This is a genomic window from Streptomyces sp. NPDC057950 (assembly GCF_042887295.1).
GTDB lineage: Bacteria > Actinomycetota > Actinomycetes > Streptomycetales > Streptomycetaceae > Streptomyces > Streptomyces kaempferi.
The window spans coordinates 195,684-214,145 of the sequence record NZ_JBHVPP010000013.1; the positions used below are offsets into that span (position 1 = coordinate 195,684).

An 18,462-nucleotide genomic window follows, 5' to 3' on the forward strand; every position below is an offset into this window, starting at 1 on the left:
TTAATGGGTGGATGAGGCTGCCGCGGATCGCCCCTGCGAGGATGGATCCGTGACAGGAACCCTTGTTTTGGCAGGCACCCCGATCGGTGACACGGCCGACGCCCCGCCCCGGCTCGCCCAGGAGCTGGAGAGCGCGGACGTCGTCGCCGCGGAGGACACCCGCAGGCTGCGCCGGCTCACCCAGGCGCTCGGGGTGCAGACCACCGGGCGGGTCGTGTCGTACTTCGAGGGCAACGAGGCGGCCCGGACCCCGGAACTCGTCGAGGCGCTGGCGGGCGGCGCGCGGGTGCTGCTGGTGACCGACGCGGGCATGCCGTCGGTCTCCGACCCCGGCTACCGGCTGGTCGCGGCGGCCGTCGAGAAGGACATCAAGGTCACGGCCGTACCCGGCCCGTCCGCCGTGCTCACCGCGCTCGCGCTGTCCGGGCTGCCCGTCGACCGCTTCTGCTTCGAGGGGTTCCTGCCGCGCAAGGCGGGGGAGCGGCTGTCGCGGCTGCGGGAGGTCGCCGACGAGCGCCGGACGATGGTCTATTTCGAGGCTCCGCACCGGCTCGACGACACCCTCGCCGCGATGGCCGAGATCTTCGGGGACACCCGGCGGGCCGCCGTCTGCCGCGAGCTGACCAAGACGTACGAGGAGATCAAGCGCGGGCCGCTGGGCGAGCTGGCCGCCTGGGCCGCCGAGGGCGTGCGCGGGGAGATCACCGTCGTCGTCGAGGGCGCGCCCGCCAAGGGTGCGGAGGAGCTGGACGCCGGAGAGCTGGTGCGCCGAGTGCGGGTGCGCGAGGAGGCGGGCGAGCGCCGCAAGGAGGCCATCGCGGCGGTCGCGGCGGAGGCCGGAATTCCCAAGCGCGATGTCTTCGATGCGGTCGTGGCGGCAAAGAACGCGGCACACACCGCCCCATAGAAGGGCAAAGGGCGGTCACCAAAAGCAAAGCTCAGACCGTGTTCCGAGACCCTTCCGACAAGGAAAGGCCAAGACGGCTCCAACACTCGACAGGCCGGATGCGTTCGCGCCCGGAGAAGCGTCCACTGGTCGAAGGGACGCACCGGTCCCCAGCCTTCGGAAGGCCGGAGGGATTCAGGGGGAATCCTCCTCGGCGAAGGCGCTTGTCCAGCGGACAAGAGGAGCACTGGCATGAGTGAGATCGCAGGACGGACCGGCCGTGTCGACGGCCCGGTCACCAGGCAGCAGACGGGCCATCGCAGCGCGGCGACCGCCGTCGTCAACGAGTCGTATTCCTTCGCCTGCATGCGCTGCGGGCACGGCTGGGAGCAGTCGTACGAGATAGAGCACCACCACGACGCCGAGGGCGGCGAGTTCGTGATGTACGTGGCGGACGGCCGTGTCGTGCCGTCGCCGCTGAGCCGCCCCTCCTGCCAGAACTGCGACGGCCACGTGGTGCGCATCATGCGCGCCGGCCAGGTGTCCTCCGTCCAGAACTCCATGCACCGGCCGCACCACCCGGAGCGCCCGCTGCCCCGGCATCCCGCGACGGCGCGCGGCGAGGGTCCGGACGAGGATCTCGACCGGTCGGTGACGCCCAAGGAGCCGCACCACTGGCACCTCTCCGACCTGCTGCACCCCTTCCACCACCGCCGTGCGGGCTGACGCCCACCGCCGTGCGGGCTGACGCCCACCACAGCGCGGGGTGGCCCTCGGAACCTGCTCGGGTGAGACCGGGCATGCCCCTTTCGTAGGATCGGGGCATGCCCTCCGACAAGACCGAAGCACCCCCGCTCCCCGAGCCGCTGCGGGTGCCCGTCGCCGACTCGCACACCCACCTCGACATGCAGTCCGGCACGGTGGAGGAAGGCCTCGCCAAGGCCGCGTCGGTCGGTGTGACCACGGTCGTCCAGGTCGGCTGCGACCTGAACGGCTCGCGCTGGGCGGCCGAGACCGCCGCCGCGTACGAGGCCGTCCACGCGACCGTCGCGCTGCACCCCAACGAAGCGCCCCGTATCGTGCACGGCGACCCCGACGGCTGGTCCCGCCAGGGCGCGCGGCGGCCCGGCGGTGAGGACGCCCTCGACGAGGCCCTCGCCGAGATCGACCGCCTCGCCGCGCTCGCGCAGGTCAAGGGCGTCGGCGAGACCGGACTCGACTACTTCCGCACGGGTCCCGAGGGCGAAGCCGCCCAGGAACGGTCCTTCCGCGCCCACATAGAGATCGCCAAGCGGCACGGAAAGGCGCTGGTCATCCACGACCGCGACGCCCACGCCGACGTGTTGCGCATCCTCAAGGAGGAGGGCGCTCCCGAGCGGACCGTCTTCCACTGCTACTCCGGCGACGCGGACATGGCCCGGATCTGCGCCCGCGCGGGCTACTTCATGTCCTTCGCCGGCAACATGACCTTCAAGAACGCCCAGCCGCTGCGCGACGCGATCGCCGTGGCGCCCCTGGAGCTGCTCCTCGTCGAGACCGACGCGCCCTTCCTGACACCCGTGCCGTACCGCGGACGGCCCAACGCGCCGTATCTCATTCCGGTCACGGTCCGCGCCATGGCGGCTGTACGCGGCATCGGGGAGGACGTGCTGGCGACGGCGCTCTCGGCGAACACTGCACGCGCTTTCGATTACTGAGCGATAACGCCCGCAGGCGTTTTCCGGGGGCGCGGCCGGGGACAGTGTCGCGACACAGCGTGGCCGCGTTGCTTGGGAGAGTGACGACCGCTCCGCTAGGTTCTGGTCGCCCGATCCGGACCCTGGAGCGTGTCGTCGTGAGCAATTCGCAGTACGAGACGTTTGGCCTGACCGCAACGCCGTACGCGCCGTACCCACCGTACGAGCCGCCCTACGGCCCCTACGAGTCGTACGAGAACCCCGAGCCGTACGCCGACGGGAGCCCGGGGAGCCCTCCGGCCGGTCCCGTCGGGCCGCCGGGCGGCTCGGGTGACACGTACCGGCCCGCGTACGAGGAGGCATGGGCCGACCGGACGACCCAGGTGTCCCGGGCCACCCTGCTCTCCCAGGCCCCCACGGAGCCCCAGCTGCCCCGCCAGGAGTACCCGCAGGGGCCGATGGTGGCCCCTGCGGACCCGGGGGACCCGGGGGACCCGGCGGCCACGGCGGACCCGGTGGACGTGGTGGACGTGGTGGACGTGGTGGAGCCGCTGGGCGCCGAGGCGGCGACGGCGGAACTCCGGACCGGTGGGCGGGCGCAGGCGCGCCGGGCCGCCCGGCGTGCGCCCCGGCGCCGAGGGGTCAGCGAACGCACCGATCCGCTGCGCAGACTGCTCCCGCAGGCGCTGGTCGTCGCCTTCCTGGCCGGCGGCACCTCCGCGTTCGTCGCCAGTGACAAGGCCGTCGAGCTGACCGTCGACGGGAAGCCGCGCACACTGCACACCTTCGCGGACGACGTGAGCGAACTGCTCCGGGGCGAGGGCGTGCGGGTCGGTCCCCACGACGTGGTCGCCCCCGCCCCCGGCACCCCGTTGACCAGCGGAGACGAGGTCGCGGTCCACTACGGGCGGCCCGTGCACCTCACGCTCGACGGGCAACCTCGCAGGGTGTGGACGACGGCGGCCACCGTGGACGGGGCGCTGGAACAACTCGGGGTGCGGGCCGAGGGGGCGTACCTGTCGGCCTCGCGCTCCCGGCCCATCGGCCGCGAGGGCCTCGCGCTCGACGTCCGTACCGAACGCACGGTGACGATCATGGCCGACGGTCGGGCGCGGACGATCCGGACGAACGCGGCGACCGTGGCGGAGGCGGTCGAGGAGGCCGGGATCACGCTGCGCAACCAGGACACGACGTCCGTGCCGTCGGGGAGCTTCCCGCGGGACGGACAGACGGTCAGCGTGATGCGGATCACCGGGTCCAGGGAGATCCGCGAGGAGGCGATCCCCTTCGAGGTGACGCGGACGAACGATCCCTCGCTCTTCCGCGGCACGGAGGTCGTCGACCGGGCCGGCGAGCCGGGGACCCGGCGGGTCCTGTACCTGCTGCGGACCGTGAACGGGGTCAAGGAGCGGCCCCGGCGGATGGGAGCCGAGGTGGTGCGGGAACCGCGGGCGCAGGTGGTGCGGGTCGGTACCAAGCCGCGGCCGGACTCCGTGAAGGGGGCCGACCATCTGAACTGGTCCGGCCTCGCTGCGTGCGAGTCCGGGGGACGGCCGGCCGCCGTGGACGCCTCCGGGAACTACGGGGGCCTCTACCAGTTCGACACGCACACCTGGCGCAGCCTCGGCGGGTCGGGGCGGCCGCAGGACGCGCCCGCCACCGAGCAGACCATGCGGGCGAAGAAGCTGTACGTGCGGCGGGGTGCGGCCCCGTGGCCCCACTGCGGCGCCCGCCTCCACGGCTGACCTCCGGTGTTCCCTGGTCCCGGGGTTGCGCCCTGGCCCCTGGTCGGCCTGGTCGGCCTTGTCTTCGATCGCCGGGTGGGCTGTAGGGGTGCGTGCCTGTGTCCCTTCAGGGGCGCGGGGATCTGCGCGGCCGGCCCGCGCTCGCCCGCGCCCGGGGCAGTGTGCGCAGCCCCTGGTCGCGCACCCGTCCGGGCGGCTCCGCCTCGGGCCCCCGGTTCGCCGGCGGGGCCGTGAGGGTGCCGGGCGGTGCCCGTGCCCCGAGGGGTGCGGGGAACCGCGCGGCCGGCCCCCATCCACCCGCACCCGCACCCGAAGCCGCCCCCAAGGCCCCGTCCCGGAGGGCGGTGGAGTCGGCCGGGGTCGTCGCCCCCGTACCCTGGCTGCGTGAACAGCCCCACCCCCGACGCCCTCCTGGGCCCCGCCGAGGTCCGCGAACTCGCGGGCGCGCTCGGCGTGCGGCCCACCAAGCAGCGCGGCCAGAACTTTGTGATCGACGCCAACACCGTGCGCCGTATCGTGCGTACCGCCGGCGTCCGGGAGGACGACGTGGTCGTCGAGGTGGGCCCCGGCCTCGGCTCGCTGACCCTCGCGCTGCTGGAGGCGGCCGACCGGGTGGTCGCCGTCGAGATCGACGACGTCCTCGCGGGCGCGCTCCCCGCGACCGTCACGGCCCGCATGCCGGCCCGCGCCGACCGGTTCGCGCTCGTGCACTCCGACGCCATGCAGGTGACCGAACTCCCGGGCCCCGCGCCCACCGCGCTCGTCGCCAACCTCCCCTACAACGTCGCCGTACCCGTGCTGCTGCACATGCTCGACACCTTCCCCACCATCGAGCGCACGCTCGTCATGGTGCAGGCGGAGGTCGCCGACCGGCTCGCCGCCGCCCCCGGCTCGAAGGTGTACGGCGTACCGAGCGTCAAGGCCAACTGGTACGCCGACGTGAAGCGGGCCGGCTCGATCGGCCGCACCGTCTTCTGGCCCGCCCCGAACGTCGACAGCGGCCTCGTGTCCCTCACCCGGCGCGCCGAACCCGTCGAGACCACCGCCTCCAAGCGCGAGGTCTTCGCCGTCGTCGACGCCGCCTTCGCGCAGCGCCGCAAGACACTGCGCGCCGCCCTGGCGGGCTGGGCGGGATCCCCCGTCGCGGCCGAGGCCGCACTCGTCGCCGCCGGGGTCTCCCCGCAGGCCCGCGGCGAGTCCCTCACCGTCGAGGAGTTCGCCCGCATCGCGGAGAACCGTGTCGCCGGGAACACCGTCGAGAACAAGGAGCCGGTCCAGCCGTGACGCAGACGGTGACGGTACGCGTCCCTGCCAAGGTCAACGTGCAGCTCGCCGTCGGCGGCGCCCGCCCCGACGGCTTCCACGACCTGGCCAACGTGTTTCTCGCGGTCGGCCTGTACGACGAGGTCACGGTGACACCGGCGGACGAGCTGCGCGTCACCTGCTCGGGCCCCGACGCCGACCAGGTCCCCCTCGACCGTACGAACCTCGCGGCCCGCGCCGCCCTCGAACTCGGCCGTCGCCACGGCATCGAACCCGCCGTCCACCTCCACATCGCCAAGGACATCCCCGTCGCTGGCGGCATGGCGGGCGGCAGCGCCGACGGCGCCGGCGCGCTGCTCGCCTGCGACGCCCTGTGGGGAACGGGCACCTCGCGCCGCGAACTCCTCGACATCTGCGCCGAGTTGGGCAGCGATGTGCCGTTCAGCCTGGTCGGCGGGGCGGCGCTGGGCATCGGACGCGGCGAACGGCTGCGAACGCTGGAGGTCGGCGGGACCTTCCACTGGGTCTTCGCGATCGCCGAGCGCGGGCTGTCCACCCCGGCGGTCTTCCGGGAGTTCGACCGGCTGAACGAAGGGGCGCGGATCCCCGAACCGGTCGCCTCGCAGGAGCTGTTCGACGCTCTGGCCAAGGGCGACGCCGCCGCCCTCGCGGCCACGGTCGCCAACGACCTCCAGCCCGCGGCCCTCTCCCTCTTCCCGGCCCTCGCCGACACCCTCGCCGCGGGCCATGCCGCCGGCGCCCTCGCCGCGCTCGTCTCCGGCTCGGGGCCGACCACCGCCTTCCTCGCGGCCGACGCCGAGTCCGCGCGGACGGTGGCCGGGGCGCTGCGCGCTTCCGGGACCTGCCGGACGGTGAGGATCACCGACGGGCCCGCCCCGGGCGCCACCGTCGTGTGATCCTTCCGGCCTTCCGGCCTTCCGGCCTTCCGGCCTTCCGGCCTTCCGGCCTTCCGGCCTTCCGGCCTTCCGGCCTTCCGGCCTTCCGGCCTTCCGGCCTTCGCGCACGGCCGGCGCCCGTACTCAGAAGTGAGTTGAGTACGGGCGCGCTGACACCGGACGGTCCCGCGGCGCGACCGTACCGGTATGGGATCAAGCGTTCGTGACCTCGCCGCGGCCACCCCCGCCACGCGCGACAAGTACATCGACCTCCTACGGGTGGCCTCGCTCGGCACGGTGGTGCTGGGGCACTGGCTGATGGCCGCCGTCTCCGTGGGCGACGACGGGCGAGCCGAGGTCGGGAACCTGCTCGCCGTGCAGCCCCGGCTGCAACTGCTCACCTGGGTCCTCCAGGTCATGCCCGTGTTCTTCTTCGTCGGCGGGTTCTCGCACGCCCTGTCGTACCGCTCGCTGCGGCGCGCGGCGGAGCGGGAGGGCACGGAGGGGGCGCTCTACGCCGTCTTCCTGCGGGCACGGCTCCAGCGGCTGCTGCGGCCGACCATGGTGTTCATCGGGGTGTGGGGCCTGGCGGCTCTCCTGTTCCAGCTCGCCGGTGCGCGAGGCGGCCTCCTGGACGTGTCCCTGCGTCTGGTCGCCCAGCCGCTGTGGTTCATAGGGATCTATCTGGCGATGGTGGCCTTCACGCCGCCCCTGCTCCGGCTCCACGAGCGACGGGGGTGGGGCGCGTTCGGCGGGCTCGTCGCCGCGGCCGGCTGCGTGGACGTCCTCCGGTTCGGCTTCGGTGTCCCGTACGTGGGGTTCCTCAACTTCGCCTTCGTCTGGCTCGCGGTCCATCAGCTCGGCTTCCTGCGCGCGGACGGGAGACTGCGGCGGCCGTACCTCCTCGCGGGCGCCGGGCTCGCCGGGGCGGTGCTCCTGGTCGCCTGCGGGCCGTATCCGCTCTCCATGGTCGGCATGCCCGGCGAGAGGATCTCGAACATGGCACCGCCGACCTTCGCGCTGCTGTGCCACGGGCTGTGGCTGGTCGGCGGGGTGGAACTGCTGCGCGGCGCCGCGGGGCGGTGGCTGCGCAGGCCGCGGGTGTGGCGGGTGGTCGTCGCGGCCAACGGAGTCTCCATGACCGCCTTCCTGTGGCATCTCACCGCGATGCTCGGGGTGTACGGGGTGCTGCTGGGGCTGGGGGTACGGCTGCCGGAGCCGGCCACAGGGGAATGGTGGGCGCAGGTGCCGGTGCGGGGGGTGGCCGCCGGGGTGGTGACCGCGGGGCTCGTCGCGGTGTTCCGGGGGTTCGAGCGGGGCACTGCCGTGCGGGGAGTACGGGGGGCGTCCGGTGGAGTGCGGGGCACCGCCGTGCGGGGAGTACGGCGGGCGTCCGGTGGAGTGCGGGGGGCTGCCGCCGTGGGGGTGGCTCTGTGTCTGTTCGGTGTTCTCGGGTTGTCACTGGTCGGGTTCGGGGGGCTGCTGGAGGGGCGTACGGCGGTGTTGGTGGCGGTGCGGGTGTCCGCGCCGGTCGCCGTCGCGATGACGGCGGTGGGGTGGCTGCTGGTGGAACGCACGGGTCGCGCCTGACCGGGGGAAAGGTGGTGGATCGGGGCTGAGGCCGGTCGGACTACTCTTGAGGGTCGATCGTCCCCCTTGTCAGGAGAGAAATGGCCGTCAACCTGGTCAATGTCGAGTCCGTCAGCAAGGTGTACGGCACCCGTGCCCTGCTCGACGGAGTCTCCCTCGGCGTCAGCGAGGGCGACCGCATCGGTGTGGTCGGGCGGAACGGCGACGGCAAGACCACCCTCATCCGCATGCTCGCCAAGCTGGAGGAGGCCGACACCGGACGCGTCACGCACTCCGGCGGCCTGCACCTGGGGGTGCTGACGCAGCACGACTCGCTCGACCCCACGGCCACCGTCCGCCACGAGGTCATCCGTGACCTGGCCGACCACGAGTGGGCGGGGAACTCCAAGATCCGGGACGTGCTGACCGGACTCTTCGGCGGACTGGACCTGCCCGGATTCCCGCAGGGACTGGACACCGTCATCGGCCCCCTCTCCGGAGGCGAGCGCCGCCGTATCGCCCTCGCAAAGCTGCTCATCGAGGAGCAGGACCTGATCATCCTCGACGAGCCCACCAACCACCTGGACGTCGAGGGCATCGCCTGGCTCGCCCAGCACCTGCGGGAGCGACGTTCCGCGCTGGTGTGCGTCACCCACGACCGGTGGTTCCTCGACCAGGTCTGCACCCGCATGTGGGACGTGCAGAAAGGCTCGGTCTACGAGTACGAGGGCGGCTACTCCGACTACGTGTTCGCGAGGGCCGAGCGTGAGCGCATCGCCGCGACCGAGGAGGTCAAGCGGCAGAACCTGGTCCGCAAGGAGCTCGCCTGGCTGCGGCGCGGCGCCCCCGCCCGTACCTCCAAGCCCCGCTTCCGCGTCGAGGCCGCCAACGAACTGATCGCGGACGTGCCCCCGCCCCGCGACAAGAGCGAGCTGAGGAAGTTCGCCAGCTCCCGGCTCGGCAGGACCGTCTTCGACCTGGAGGACGTGACCGTACAGGCCGGACCCAAGGTGCTGCTCAAGCACCTGACCTGGCACCTCGGCCCCGGCGACCGGGTCGGACTGGTGGGTGTGAACGGCGCCGGCAAGACCTCGCTGCTGCGCGCCATGGCCGAGGCCGCCCGCAGCGAGGGCGAGCGGCAGCCCGCCGCCGGCCGGGTCATCACCGGCAAGACCGTCAAGCTCGCCTACCTCTCCCAGGAGGTCGCCGAGCTCGACCCGACCTGGCGGGTACTGCAGGCCGTCCAGGCCGTGCGTGACCGTGTCGACCTCGGCACGGGCCGCGAGCTGACCGCCGGGCAGCTGTGCGAGACGTTCGGTTTCAACAAGGAGAAGCAGTGGACTCCCGTCGGCGACCTGAGCGGTGGTGAGCGGCGGCGGCTCCAGCTGCTGCGGCTGCTCATGGACGAGCCCAACGTGCTCTTCCTCGACGAGCCGACCAACGACCTCGACATCGAGACGCTGACCCAGCTGGAGGACCTGCTCGACGGCTGGCCCGGCTCGATGGTCGTGATCTCCCACGACCGGTTCTTCATCGAGCGGACCACGGACAACGTGTTCGCCCTGCTCGGCGACGCCACGCTGCGCATGCTGCCGCGCGGGATCGACGAGTACCTGGAGCGGCGCAAGCGGATCGAGGAGGTCGCGGCGGCCGCCGTGCTCGCCGCCGCCCCCGCGCCCGCCAAGGCCGCCTCGGCCGCCGACGCGCGCGCCGCCAAGAAGGAACTGCAGAAGATCGAGCGGCAGCTCGACAGGATCTCCGAGAAGGAGACCAGGCTGCACGCCCAGATCGCCGACAACGCGACGGACTTCGCGAAGGTCGCCGGACTCGACGCCGAACTGCGTGAGTTGACCGGCGAGCGCGAGGAACTGGAGCTGCGCTGGCTGGAGCTCGCGGAAGACGCGTAAGCCTCGGTCGGGCGGCGCGCACGTCCCGTGAAGGGGGCGTGAAGGCGCGTAACGAGGGCATCACGGGCCGGTCCTCCCTTGGGAACAGGGGAGCGACCGGCCCCTCGTACGAGGGGCGCGGAGTGATAGAAAGGGCCGTCTGAGAACAGTCTGAGAACCACCGGCGTGGCGCGGGACGGAGGCGCGGTGGGGGCCCGTGCGGGGCCGGCCGCCGATGCCGCCGGTGGGGCGCCGCATCAGTGAACGAGGGGGACGCGCTGATGAGTCAGCCGCCGAGTGAACCGCCGCAGGGCGGCTTCGGAGCACCACAGGACCAGCCACCGGCGCAGGGCGGCTTCGGCCCGCCCCAGGATCCCCGGCAGGCACCGCCGCCCGCGCAGCCGCCCCAGGCGCCCCCGCCCCCGCAGACCCCGCCGACCGGAGCGCCGCAGCCCGGCTACGGCCACCCGCAGCAGCCCGGCCCGTACGCGCAGCCGGGCCCCTACGCCCAACCCGGCCCGTACGCCCAGCAGTCGGGCCCCTACGGTCAGCCCGATCCGTACGGCCGGCAGCCGGGGTACGGGCAGGTACCCGGACAGGGGCAGGGATACGGGCCCGGGTACGGCTATCCCGGGCAGGTGCCGTATCCGGGCGCGCCCGGCACTCCGCCGCCCGGCACACCCGGCGGTTCCAGGAACCCCTTCAAGGGGCGGCCCGCCGTCATCGTCGGGGCGGCCGTGGCCGCGCTGCTCGTCGTCGGCGGGACGGTGTGGGCCGTCAGCGGTGGCGGCGGCGGAGACGACGGGAAGAAGCCGGTCGCCGAGGACAGCAAGGACAGCAAGGACAGCAAGGGCGGCAAGGACACCGCGTCCCAGCCCTCGGCCAATCCGGGTGACGGCAGCGGTGACGGTGGCGAGAACCCGGAGAACCTCAACGACGGCCGTAAGGCCGGTGAGGCGAAGGTGCTCTGGTACAAGCAGGCGCCGGACGCGCCCGGTTCGGGCGCCGACGCCCCCGGCCTGTGGATCACCGGCAAGGCCGCGGTGAAGGCCGCGTACAAGCAGGTGTTCGCGTACAACGTCGACGACGGCAAGCCCACTTGGGCCCCGATCACGTTTCCGCAGAAGATCTGCGCGGTCACTCCGCAGAAGACGTCCGACGACAAGGTCGTCGTGGCGTACATGAGCGGCGCGGGCGACAGGGCCAAGTGCAACCAGCTCCAGCAGATCGATCTCGCCACCGGAGCGAAGGGCTGGAGCGGGAAGGTCGCCGACGGGGCGCTCTTCGACAGCACGCTCACCGTCGAACTGTCCGTCGCCGGGAAGACGTTGATGGTCGGCCGTTCGCAGTCCGGTACGGCGTACGACGTCACCAGCGGCAAGAAGCTCTGGGACAAGAAGAACTACGGCCCGGCCTGCTATCCGGCCGCGTTCGCGGGCGGCGCCAAGCTGCTGTCCGTCGCGTCCTGCGGGGCCGGCAGCACCACCCAGCACGACGAGGTGCAGGAACTGGACCCGGCCACCGGCAAGGCCAGGTGGACCACGAAGATCCCCAAGGGCTGGCGGGTCGTGCGCGCCTACTCCGTCGACCCCGTCGTCCTCTACATGACCAATGACGACAAGAAGACGGTCAACGTCACGACCTTGAAGGACAACGGAGGCGTCCGCTCGCAGCTGTCGAGCAAGGACTCCTTCGCGCCCGAGTGCGGGTTCGCCATCATCGACCGGGATCTGCCGGGCTGTTTCGGCGCCGTCGCCGACGCGAACACCCTCTACCTGCCGACCGAGGCGAAGACCGGCGCCAACGAGGTCGTCGCCTTCGACCTGGCCACCGGCAAGGAGAGGTGGCGCGTCAAGTCCCCGACGGACAAGTCGATGATGCCGCTGAAGATGGACGGCACCCGGCTGATCGCGTACGTCGAGCCGTCGTACGACGCCGGTGGGCAGGTGGTGTCGATACCGACCACGGGCAGCGGCCACACACCGGCGAAGCTGCTGCAGAACCCGCAGGGCACGGCGTCGATCGAGAACGGGTTCTTCTCGAAGGCGGTCGACTACGTGGACGGACGCTTCTACATCTCCACCACCCGGCTGACGGGCAATGACCAGTCGAGGGAGAAGCTGATGCTGGCCTTCGGCAAGTGAGGCGCGCTCACGCCCCTTTCGGCACCCGCTTCGTCCACGTCCCCAACGCATCCGTATCCGAGGTACACACGCCATGAGCCAGCCGCCGCCCCCGCCGCCGCCCAACGAGCCCCCGAAGGACGGGTTCGGTGCGCCCCAGGACCCGCCGCCGGGCGGGTTCGGCGCGCCCCAGGACCCGCCCCCGGGCGGGTTCGGCGCTCCACAGGCACCGCCGCCGGGCGGCTTCGGCGCCCCACAGCCTCCGCAGGGCCCGGGTTACGGATACCCGCAGACGCCCCCGCCGCAGTCCCCGCCGGGCTACGGCTATCCGGGTCAGCAGCCCGCGCAGCCGCCGTACGGCTACGGCTATCCGCAGCAGCCGCCGACCTACCCCATGCAGCCGCAGGTTCCCCAGGGCGGCGGCGGGCGGAAGATGAGCGGTCAGGCGGTCATCATCGTGGCGGCCGTCGTGGCCGTCGCGCTGATCATCGGCGGCGGTGTGCTGTACGCGACCTCTTCCGGCAAGGACGACAACAGCAAGAACAACTCCTCCGGTACGGGCGGTGGCACCGGCGGCAAGAAGGACAACGGCGGTACGGGCGGCGGCGGGACCACCGGTTCGAACGGTGAGGAGAAGGTGCCGGCCGACACCAGCTCCAAGGTCCTCTTCCAGGTCCCCGCGCCGTCCGTGGCCGCGGGGAACAGCGCGACCACCGTCGGCTCCTGGCTCACCGACAAGGTGTACGCCAAGAGCGGCAACGCCGAGGTCGACGGCTACGACCCCGACTCCGGCGCCAAACTCTGGACGATCAAGCTCCCCGGCCCGGTGTGCTCGGCCAGCCGGCACACCACCGACTCCGACCGGACCGCGATCGTCTACGAGCCCGCCATGCCGACCAAGGCCCAGCCCTCGCACGGCTGCAGCGAGGTCGCCGCGCTCGACCTCGCCGCCGGCAAGGAGCTGTGGGCCAAGTCCGTCAAGTCCGGTGACCAGAAGATCAGCCTGGACAACGTCACCGTCAGCGGCGACACGGTCGCCACGGGCAGCACCAGCGGCGGCGCCGCGTTCGACATCTCCACCGGCAAGGCGCTCTGGTCGCCGAAGCCCACGGACAGCTGCTACGACGCCGGGTACGCCGGCGGCGCCAAGCTGGTCGCGGTCCGCAAGTGCGGGGCGTACGGCAGCACGAGGCAGCTGCACATCCAGACCATCGACCCGAAGTCCGGGAAGGTGATCTCCGAGTACAAGATGTCGCCCGGCATCGAGTACGCGAGTGTCGTGTCGACCGACCCCCTCGTGGTCGCGGCCGACGTCGGCGACACCGCCGGGGACGGCAGCGGCATCTCCGACTTCTTCTCGATCGACAACAGGACCGGCCAACTGCGCACCAGGTTCTCGGCGCCCGGCAAGACGTACGCCGCCAAGTGCGACGGCATCAGCAAGACCGAGGCCTGCATGATGCTGGCGGTCGGCAACGACAAGCTCTACATCCCGACCGAGGAACACGACGGCACCGGCCAGTACAGCAGGACCAACGAGATCGTCGCCTTCGACCTCGGCACCGGGAAGTTGACCGGCCAGCGCGCCAACGCGGGCGACGGCTACACGATCTCCCCGCTGCGCATGGACGGCGCCCGCATCCTGGCGTACAAGCGGCCGCCGTACGACAAGGGCGGTCAGATCGTCAGCATCGACGGCACCACCTTCAAGGAGACCAAGCTCCTGGAGAACCCGGCGACCCGGTCGGTCCGCGACGCGGAGACGAGCATGCTCCCGGAGTACGCGGAGATCCTCTACGGCGGCGGTCGTCTCTACATGTCCGCGGTCTACGCCCACAAGCCGACCGGCACGGACGAGAAGGAGTATCTGGCGATCGCGTTCGGCGCGCGCTGACCCGCACCACGTGATCACGGCCCCGTCCCTGCTCAGGGGCGGGGCCGTGCGCTTACCCCCCGGCATTCCCGAATGCGAGGAATTTCGGTGTTCCGGGGCGGTTCTCTCCGGTAGGGGAAGCGCAACGTCGAACAAGCGTGTAGCTTCCGGGGGATGGAGAGCCGGGGGGCTCCGAATCCACGGGGAACCAGTGGGGATGCTTGGGGGGACTGGGGGGTTGCTCGATGGGAGTGCGGCTCATGGTGGTCGACGACCACCGACTGCTCGCCGAGGCGCTGGCCTCGGCGTTGAAGCTGCGCGGGCACCGGGTGCTCGCCGCGGCGGCGCCCGCCGCGGGAGCGGCGGAGCTGGTGATCACGAGGGCACCGGAGGTGTGCCTGATCGGTACGGCGACACCCGCCGAGCCGGGGATGTTCGACCCGGTGGTCAAGATCAAGCGAGAGCGTCCGCAGGTGGCGGTCCTGGTGCTGGGCCCGGTGCCGAACCCGCGGGGCATCGCCGCCGCGTTCGCCGCGGGCGCGTCGGGATACGTACGCCATGACGAGCGCATAGAGGGCGTCGAACGGGCGATCATGAAGGCGAGGGCGGGCGAGGCGGCGGTGGCCCCCGGCCTGCTCCAGGGTGCCTTCAGCGAACTGCTCAACCCCGCCGCCCAGCCGGACGACGAGGGCCAGCGCCTGCTCCAGATGTTGACGCCCCGGGAGGTCGAGGTGCTGGTCCGGGTCGCCGACGGCGAGGACACCCGGCTGATCGCGGCGGGCATGGGCATCGCGCCCTCCACGGCCCGGACCCATGTCCAGCGGGTGCTGATGAAGCTGGGCGTGGGGTCGAGACTGGAGGCGGCGGCACTGGCGGCACGAACGGGACTGCTGGACCGGGCGGGGCCGGTGGCGACGTAGGGCGTGTGGCGGAAGTCCCGCCTGCCTCGCGACGCCGGCACGCCCTGGGGCGTTCGTTTGGATCACAGACGGTTCACAGCGGGAGGAGAGGACTTTACGCGCACGCGGCCCCATGATCACCTCGGATCGGCGTAGCCGTACGGCCTCGGGAGAGGGGCCGCGAGGATGGGGGAGGGCGTCATCGTGCGCACCGTCGAGGAGAAGTCCCAGTCGTGCCCGGAGTGCGGAGCCGCGATCAGCGCGGACAGCAGGTTCGTCGTCTGGTGCGGGGCCTGCGACTGGAACGTCGATCCGCAGGAGCCACAGCGGGACGGGGATCGGCTGGACCGGGCACGGCGTGCGCTGGCCCGAAGACACGGCGAGCGACTGCTGGCCGAGTTCACGGCCGGCGGGAGACCGCGCGCCCGGCGCGACGCCGCCTCGCTGCTCGCCTTCGCGATCGGCCTCGCCGTGCACGGCGTCACCCTGGCCCTGGCCTTCGGCGGCCTCTGGTGGCTGGTGCGCGGATGGGGCGGGGTGGGCATGCTGCCGGGGCTGCTCCTCCTCGTGGCCGCGTGGTCCCTCAGACCGCGTGCGGAGCGGCTGCCCGGGGCGGTCCCGGTGCTGCTCCGTGAAGACGCGCCCGAGTTCTACGCGCTGGTCGACGAGATCGCCGGGGTGGTGGGCACCCGCGGGATCGACCGGGTGGTGGTAGACGGGGGCGTCAACGCGAGTGTCGTGGCCCACGGTGTGCGAGGGCAGCGGCTGCTGGTGCTGGGTCTGCCACTGTGGGAGGTTCTCACGCCGCAGCAGCGGATCGCGCTGCTGGGCCACGAACTCGCCCACTACAGCAACGGCGACACCCGTCACGGCCTGGTCGTGTCGACGGCGTACCGCTCCCTGACCACCTGGCACTACTACTTCGTTCCGATCGAGGACCCGTCCGTGGTCGAGATGGTCGTCAACCTCTTCTACGCGGTGCCGCGCCTGCTTCTCCAGGGCGTGCTGACGCTGCTCGACCACCTGACGCTGCGGGCCGCCCAGCGAGCCGAATACCTGGCCGACCGCGAGGCCGCCCGCGCCGCTTCCACGGAGGCGGCCGTGGGCCTGATGGACCGCCTCCTGGTGGCGGGGTCCGTCGAGGTCGTCCTCCGTCGTGAGGCCAACCGCGCCGCCCTCACCGGACCACGCGGTGCCCGCACGGCCGAGGCCGGGAGCGACGAGATCTGGGAGCGGCTCGGCACGCACATGGCGTCGATCCCCGAGAACGAGTACGAGCGGCAGCGGCGGGTCGGCGCCCGGCGCGGACACAGCGTCGACTCGACCCACCCGCCGACCCACCTCAGACGTACGTCTCTGCTCGCCGGTCCGTCGCTGCCGGCCGCCGTGGTGACGAACGAGGACCGGGAACGACGGATCGCCGCCGAACTCGCGGGCGCACGTGCCACGGTGGGCAGCGGCATCGTCCGCGACGGCTTCGGCGACTGAGGCCGTGCGGCCACCCGGAACCCGGTGAGGTCCGGCCCCGCGGGTGGCCGCCCCGGCTACTCGGCCGGCTTCTCCTCGCCGGAGGCCGGTGCCGGTGGTGTCAGTGGGCGCAGCCACAGCCAGGCCAGGAAGAAGAGGCCCAGGGCCAGCATGCCCAGGCCGGTCCAGAGGTTGATGTTGATGCCCTGGGTCTTGGTGCGGTCGGCGTCGGAGGCGGTCAGGCCCGCGACCGTGACGATGACGCCGTAGACGACGAACAGGCCGCCGATGATGCGGCGGATGTCGAAGAGACGGGCCGCGGTCGCGGAGTTCTTCTCCAGCTCCGTGACCTCGCGCTGGAGGTCGCGGTCCGAGTAGTGGTCGGACATGGCTTTCTGGGCCTTTCTCTTCGGGGTGGGTGCGGCGCGGGAGCGGGATCAGAACGAGAACGGGATGTAGCAGGCCGCCGCCAGGATCAGCGCGCCCCAGCCCAGCAGGGCGGGCTTGCGGTACCAGGCGTCGTCGCCGGTGGCGGCCGGCTCGGCCGCGCCCGGTGAGCGGGTGCCGTAGACCAGGCCCTGGAGATCCTCCGCCGACTTGGGCGAGGTGAAGAGGGAGACCGCGACCATCACCACCGCACCGGCCACGAAGCCCGCGATCGCCGACACGAAGTTCGCGCCCTGGTCGGAGGGGATGCCGATGATGCCCTGCTTGTAGATGACGAAGTAGTTGACCATCGCGGCGGTGGTGCCCGCCAGCAGGCCCCAGAAGCCCGACTTCACGGACGCCCGCTTCCAGAACATGCCGACGATGAAGACCACGAACATCGGCACGTTGAAGAAGGAGAAGAGCGTCTGCAGGTAGCTCATGATGTTGGAGAAGGACGAGGCCAGGAAGGCCGTGCCGATCGACGCGAGGACGCCGATCACCGTGATCAGGCGGCCGAAGCGGATGTAGTAGGCGTCCTCCCGGTCCTTGACCACGTACTTCGCCCAGATGTCGGTGGTGAACACGGTGTTGAAGGACGACACGTTGGCCGCCATGCCCGCCATGAAGGCCGCGAGGAGGCCGGTCACCGCGATGCCGAGCACGCCGTTGGGCAGCAGTTCCTGCATCAGGTACGGGATAGCGTCGTTGTACTGGAGGTCCGAGCCGCTCGTGCCGATCTTCGGGACCAGGACGGCCGCCACCAGGCCCGGGATCATCACCAGGAAGACGATGAAGATCTTCGGGTACGCGGCGATGAGCGGGGTGCGCCGGGCGGCGCTCAGGTTCTTGGCCGACAGCGCGCGCTGCACCTCCGCGAAGTTCGTCGTCCAGTAGCCGAAGGAGAGCACGAAGCCGAGGCCGAGCACGATGGTCAGCCAGTTGGCGCCGAGCGGGTTGTCGCTGCCGATGCCGGTGCCGCCCCACGCCGTGGTGAAGTGGGTGCCGTGGGACTTGTCGAGCGAGTCCGTCAGACCGTCCCAGCCGCCGACCCGGTGCAGACCCAGCACCGCGATCGGGATCAGCGCGGCCAGGATGACGAAGAACTGCAGTACCTCGTTGTAGATCGCGGACGACAGACCGCCGAGGGTGATGTAGGCGAGGACGAAGAAGCCGGCGACCACGATCGCCACCCACTGCGGCCAGCCGAGCAGTGCCTCGACGACGATCGCGAGTGAGTAGAGGTTGACGCCCGCGATCAGGATCGCGGCGAAGGCGAACAGGATCGAACTCAGCAGGTGTGCCCATTTGTCGAAACGCAGCAGAAGGAACTCGGGAACCGAGCGGACCTTCGAGCCGTAGTAGAACGGCATCATCACCAGGCCGAGGAAGACCATGGCGGGGATCGCGCCGATCCAGTACCAGTGCACGGTGTAGACGCCGTACTGCGCGCTGTTCGCGGCCATGCCCAGGATCTCGGTGGCGCCCAGGTTGGCCGAGACGAACGCGAGTCCGGTGACCCAGGCGGGCAGCGAGCGCCCGGAGAGGAAGAAGTCGAGGCTCGTCCTGACCGAGCGTTTCGCGGCGAAGCCGATGCCGAGGACGACGACGAAGTAGATCCCGAGGATCGTGTAGTCGAGCCCGTTCGTGGGGAGCCGGAGGCCTTCGGCCAGATGGGCGGTGGGGCCGGAGGCCAGGGGTCCGGAAGCCAGGTGGACGGCCCCGTCGGCCAGGTAGGTGGGGGTAGGCATGC

At 71.7% G+C, this 18,462-nt stretch carries 14 protein-coding genes; 12 read left to right on the forward strand and 2 right to left on the reverse strand.

The window, feature by feature from the left end; translation table 11 throughout:
- Window positions 1–49: 49 nt before the first annotated feature.
- The 12 genes from rsmI (at window position 50) to ACFVTC_RS22645 (ending at window position 16,304) form a co-directional block, all read left to right on the forward strand.
- Window positions 50–907 carry a 16S rRNA (cytidine(1402)-2'-O)-methyltransferase gene (rsmI, locus tag ACFVTC_RS22590; protein ID WP_390129680.1) on the forward strand — a complete coding sequence of 286 codons (858 nt, stop codon included), beginning with the start codon at window positions 50–52 and terminating at the stop codon, window positions 905–907.
- 231 nt (window positions 908–1,138) lie between these two features.
- Window positions 1,139–1,612 (forward strand): hypothetical protein, encoded by a 474-nt coding sequence (locus ACFVTC_RS22595; protein ID WP_390129682.1) that lies wholly within the window; start codon window positions 1,139–1,141, stop codon window positions 1,610–1,612.
- 98 nt (window positions 1,613–1,710) lie between these two features.
- On the forward strand, window positions 1,711–2,583 hold the full coding sequence (locus tag ACFVTC_RS22600; protein ID WP_390129684.1) for a TatD family hydrolase: 873 nt from the start codon (window positions 1,711–1,713) through the stop codon (window positions 2,581–2,583).
- Window positions 2,584–2,720: 137 nt separating this feature from the next.
- Window positions 2,721–4,307 carry a ubiquitin-like domain-containing protein gene (locus ACFVTC_RS22605; RefSeq protein WP_390129687.1) on the forward strand — a complete coding sequence of 529 codons (1,587 nt, stop codon included), beginning with the start codon at window positions 2,721–2,723 and terminating at the stop codon, window positions 4,305–4,307.
- Between the two features lie 384 nt (window positions 4,308–4,691).
- Window positions 4,692–5,591, forward strand: a complete 900-nt coding sequence (gene rsmA / locus ACFVTC_RS22610; protein ID WP_390129690.1) for a 16S rRNA (adenine(1518)-N(6)/adenine(1519)-N(6))-dimethyltransferase RsmA — start codon at window positions 4,692–4,694, stop codon at window positions 5,589–5,591.
- Window positions 5,588–6,487, forward strand: coding sequence for a 4-(cytidine 5'-diphospho)-2-C-methyl-D-erythritol kinase (locus ACFVTC_RS22615; RefSeq protein WP_390129693.1), 900 nt, complete (start codon window positions 5,588–5,590; stop codon window positions 6,485–6,487). The genes rsmA and ACFVTC_RS22615 overlap by 4 nt, the downstream gene beginning before the upstream one ends.
- A 186-nt stretch (window positions 6,488–6,673) precedes the next feature.
- Complete coding sequence (locus ACFVTC_RS22620; protein WP_390129695.1) at window positions 6,674–8,056, forward strand: acyltransferase; 1,383 nt, start codon at window positions 6,674–6,676, stop codon at window positions 8,054–8,056.
- 80 nt (window positions 8,057–8,136) lie between these two features.
- Window positions 8,137–9,942 (forward strand): ABC-F family ATP-binding cassette domain-containing protein, encoded by a 1,806-nt coding sequence (locus ACFVTC_RS22625; RefSeq protein ID WP_390129698.1) that lies wholly within the window; start codon window positions 8,137–8,139, stop codon window positions 9,940–9,942.
- 260 nt (window positions 9,943–10,202) lie between these two features.
- Window positions 10,203–12,065: a PQQ-binding-like beta-propeller repeat protein gene (locus ACFVTC_RS22630; RefSeq protein WP_390129700.1), complete on the forward strand. Its 1,863-nt coding sequence runs from the start codon at window positions 10,203–10,205 to the stop codon at window positions 12,063–12,065.
- A gap of 73 nt (window positions 12,066–12,138) precedes the next feature.
- Window positions 12,139–13,938 carry a PQQ-binding-like beta-propeller repeat protein gene (locus tag ACFVTC_RS22635; protein ID WP_390129703.1) on the forward strand — a complete coding sequence of 600 codons (1,800 nt, stop codon included), beginning with the start codon at window positions 12,139–12,141 and terminating at the stop codon, window positions 13,936–13,938.
- Window positions 13,939–14,162: 224 nt separating this feature from the next.
- Window positions 14,163–14,837 (forward strand): LuxR C-terminal-related transcriptional regulator, encoded by a 675-nt coding sequence (locus ACFVTC_RS22640; RefSeq protein ID WP_153290122.1) that lies wholly within the window; start codon window positions 14,163–14,165, stop codon window positions 14,835–14,837.
- Between the two features lie 165 nt (window positions 14,838–15,002).
- Complete coding sequence (locus ACFVTC_RS22645) at window positions 15,003–16,304, forward strand: M48 family metallopeptidase (RefSeq protein WP_390129705.1); 1,302 nt, start codon at window positions 15,003–15,005, stop codon at window positions 16,302–16,304.
- 56 nt (window positions 16,305–16,360) lie between these two features.
- Here ACFVTC_RS22645 and ACFVTC_RS22650 read toward each other — a convergent pair whose 3' ends face one another.
- Window positions 16,361–16,672 (reverse strand): hypothetical protein, encoded by a 312-nt coding sequence (locus ACFVTC_RS22650; protein ID WP_390129707.1) that lies wholly within the window; start codon window positions 16,670–16,672, stop codon window positions 16,361–16,363.
- A gap of 48 nt (window positions 16,673–16,720) precedes the next feature.
- Window positions 16,721–18,460 carry a sodium:solute symporter family protein gene (locus tag ACFVTC_RS22655; RefSeq protein ID WP_390129710.1) on the reverse strand — a complete coding sequence of 580 codons (1,740 nt, stop codon included), beginning with the start codon at window positions 18,458–18,460 and terminating at the stop codon, window positions 16,721–16,723.
- Window positions 18,461–18,462: the final 2 nt, after the last annotated feature.

What these genes read in the sequence shown, in the direction of transcription:
- ACFVTC_RS22635 (WP_390129703.1), top strand. Translation starts at nt 12,139, where the DNA reads ATGAGCCAGCCGCCGCCCCCGCCGCCGCCCAACGAGCCCCCGAAGGAC.
- ACFVTC_RS22640 (WP_153290122.1), top strand. Translation starts at nt 14,163, where the DNA reads ATGGGAGTGCGGCTCATGGTGGTCGACGACCACCGACTGCTCGCCGAG.
- ACFVTC_RS22630 (WP_390129700.1), top strand. Translation starts at nt 10,203, where the DNA reads ATGAGTCAGCCGCCGAGTGAACCGCCGCAGGGCGGCTTCGGAGCACCA.
- ACFVTC_RS22645 (WP_390129705.1), top strand. Translation starts at nt 15,003, where the DNA reads ATGGGGGAGGGCGTCATCGTGCGCACCGTCGAGGAGAAGTCCCAGTCG.
- ACFVTC_RS22595 (WP_390129682.1), top strand. Translation starts at nt 1,139, where the DNA reads ATGAGTGAGATCGCAGGACGGACCGGCCGTGTCGACGGCCCGGTCACC.
- ACFVTC_RS22620 (WP_390129695.1), top strand. Translation starts at nt 6,674, where the DNA reads ATGGGATCAAGCGTTCGTGACCTCGCCGCGGCCACCCCCGCCACGCGC.
- ACFVTC_RS22655 (WP_390129710.1), bottom strand. Translation starts at nt 18,460, where the DNA reads ATGCCTACCCCCACCTACCTGGCCGACGGGGCCGTCCACCTGGCTTCC.
- ACFVTC_RS22625 (WP_390129698.1), top strand. Translation starts at nt 8,137, where the DNA reads ATGGCCGTCAACCTGGTCAATGTCGAGTCCGTCAGCAAGGTGTACGGC.
- ACFVTC_RS22600 (WP_390129684.1), top strand. Translation starts at nt 1,711, where the DNA reads ATGCCCTCCGACAAGACCGAAGCACCCCCGCTCCCCGAGCCGCTGCGG.
- ACFVTC_RS22650 (WP_390129707.1), bottom strand. Translation starts at nt 16,672, where the DNA reads ATGTCCGACCACTACTCGGACCGCGACCTCCAGCGCGAGGTCACGGAG.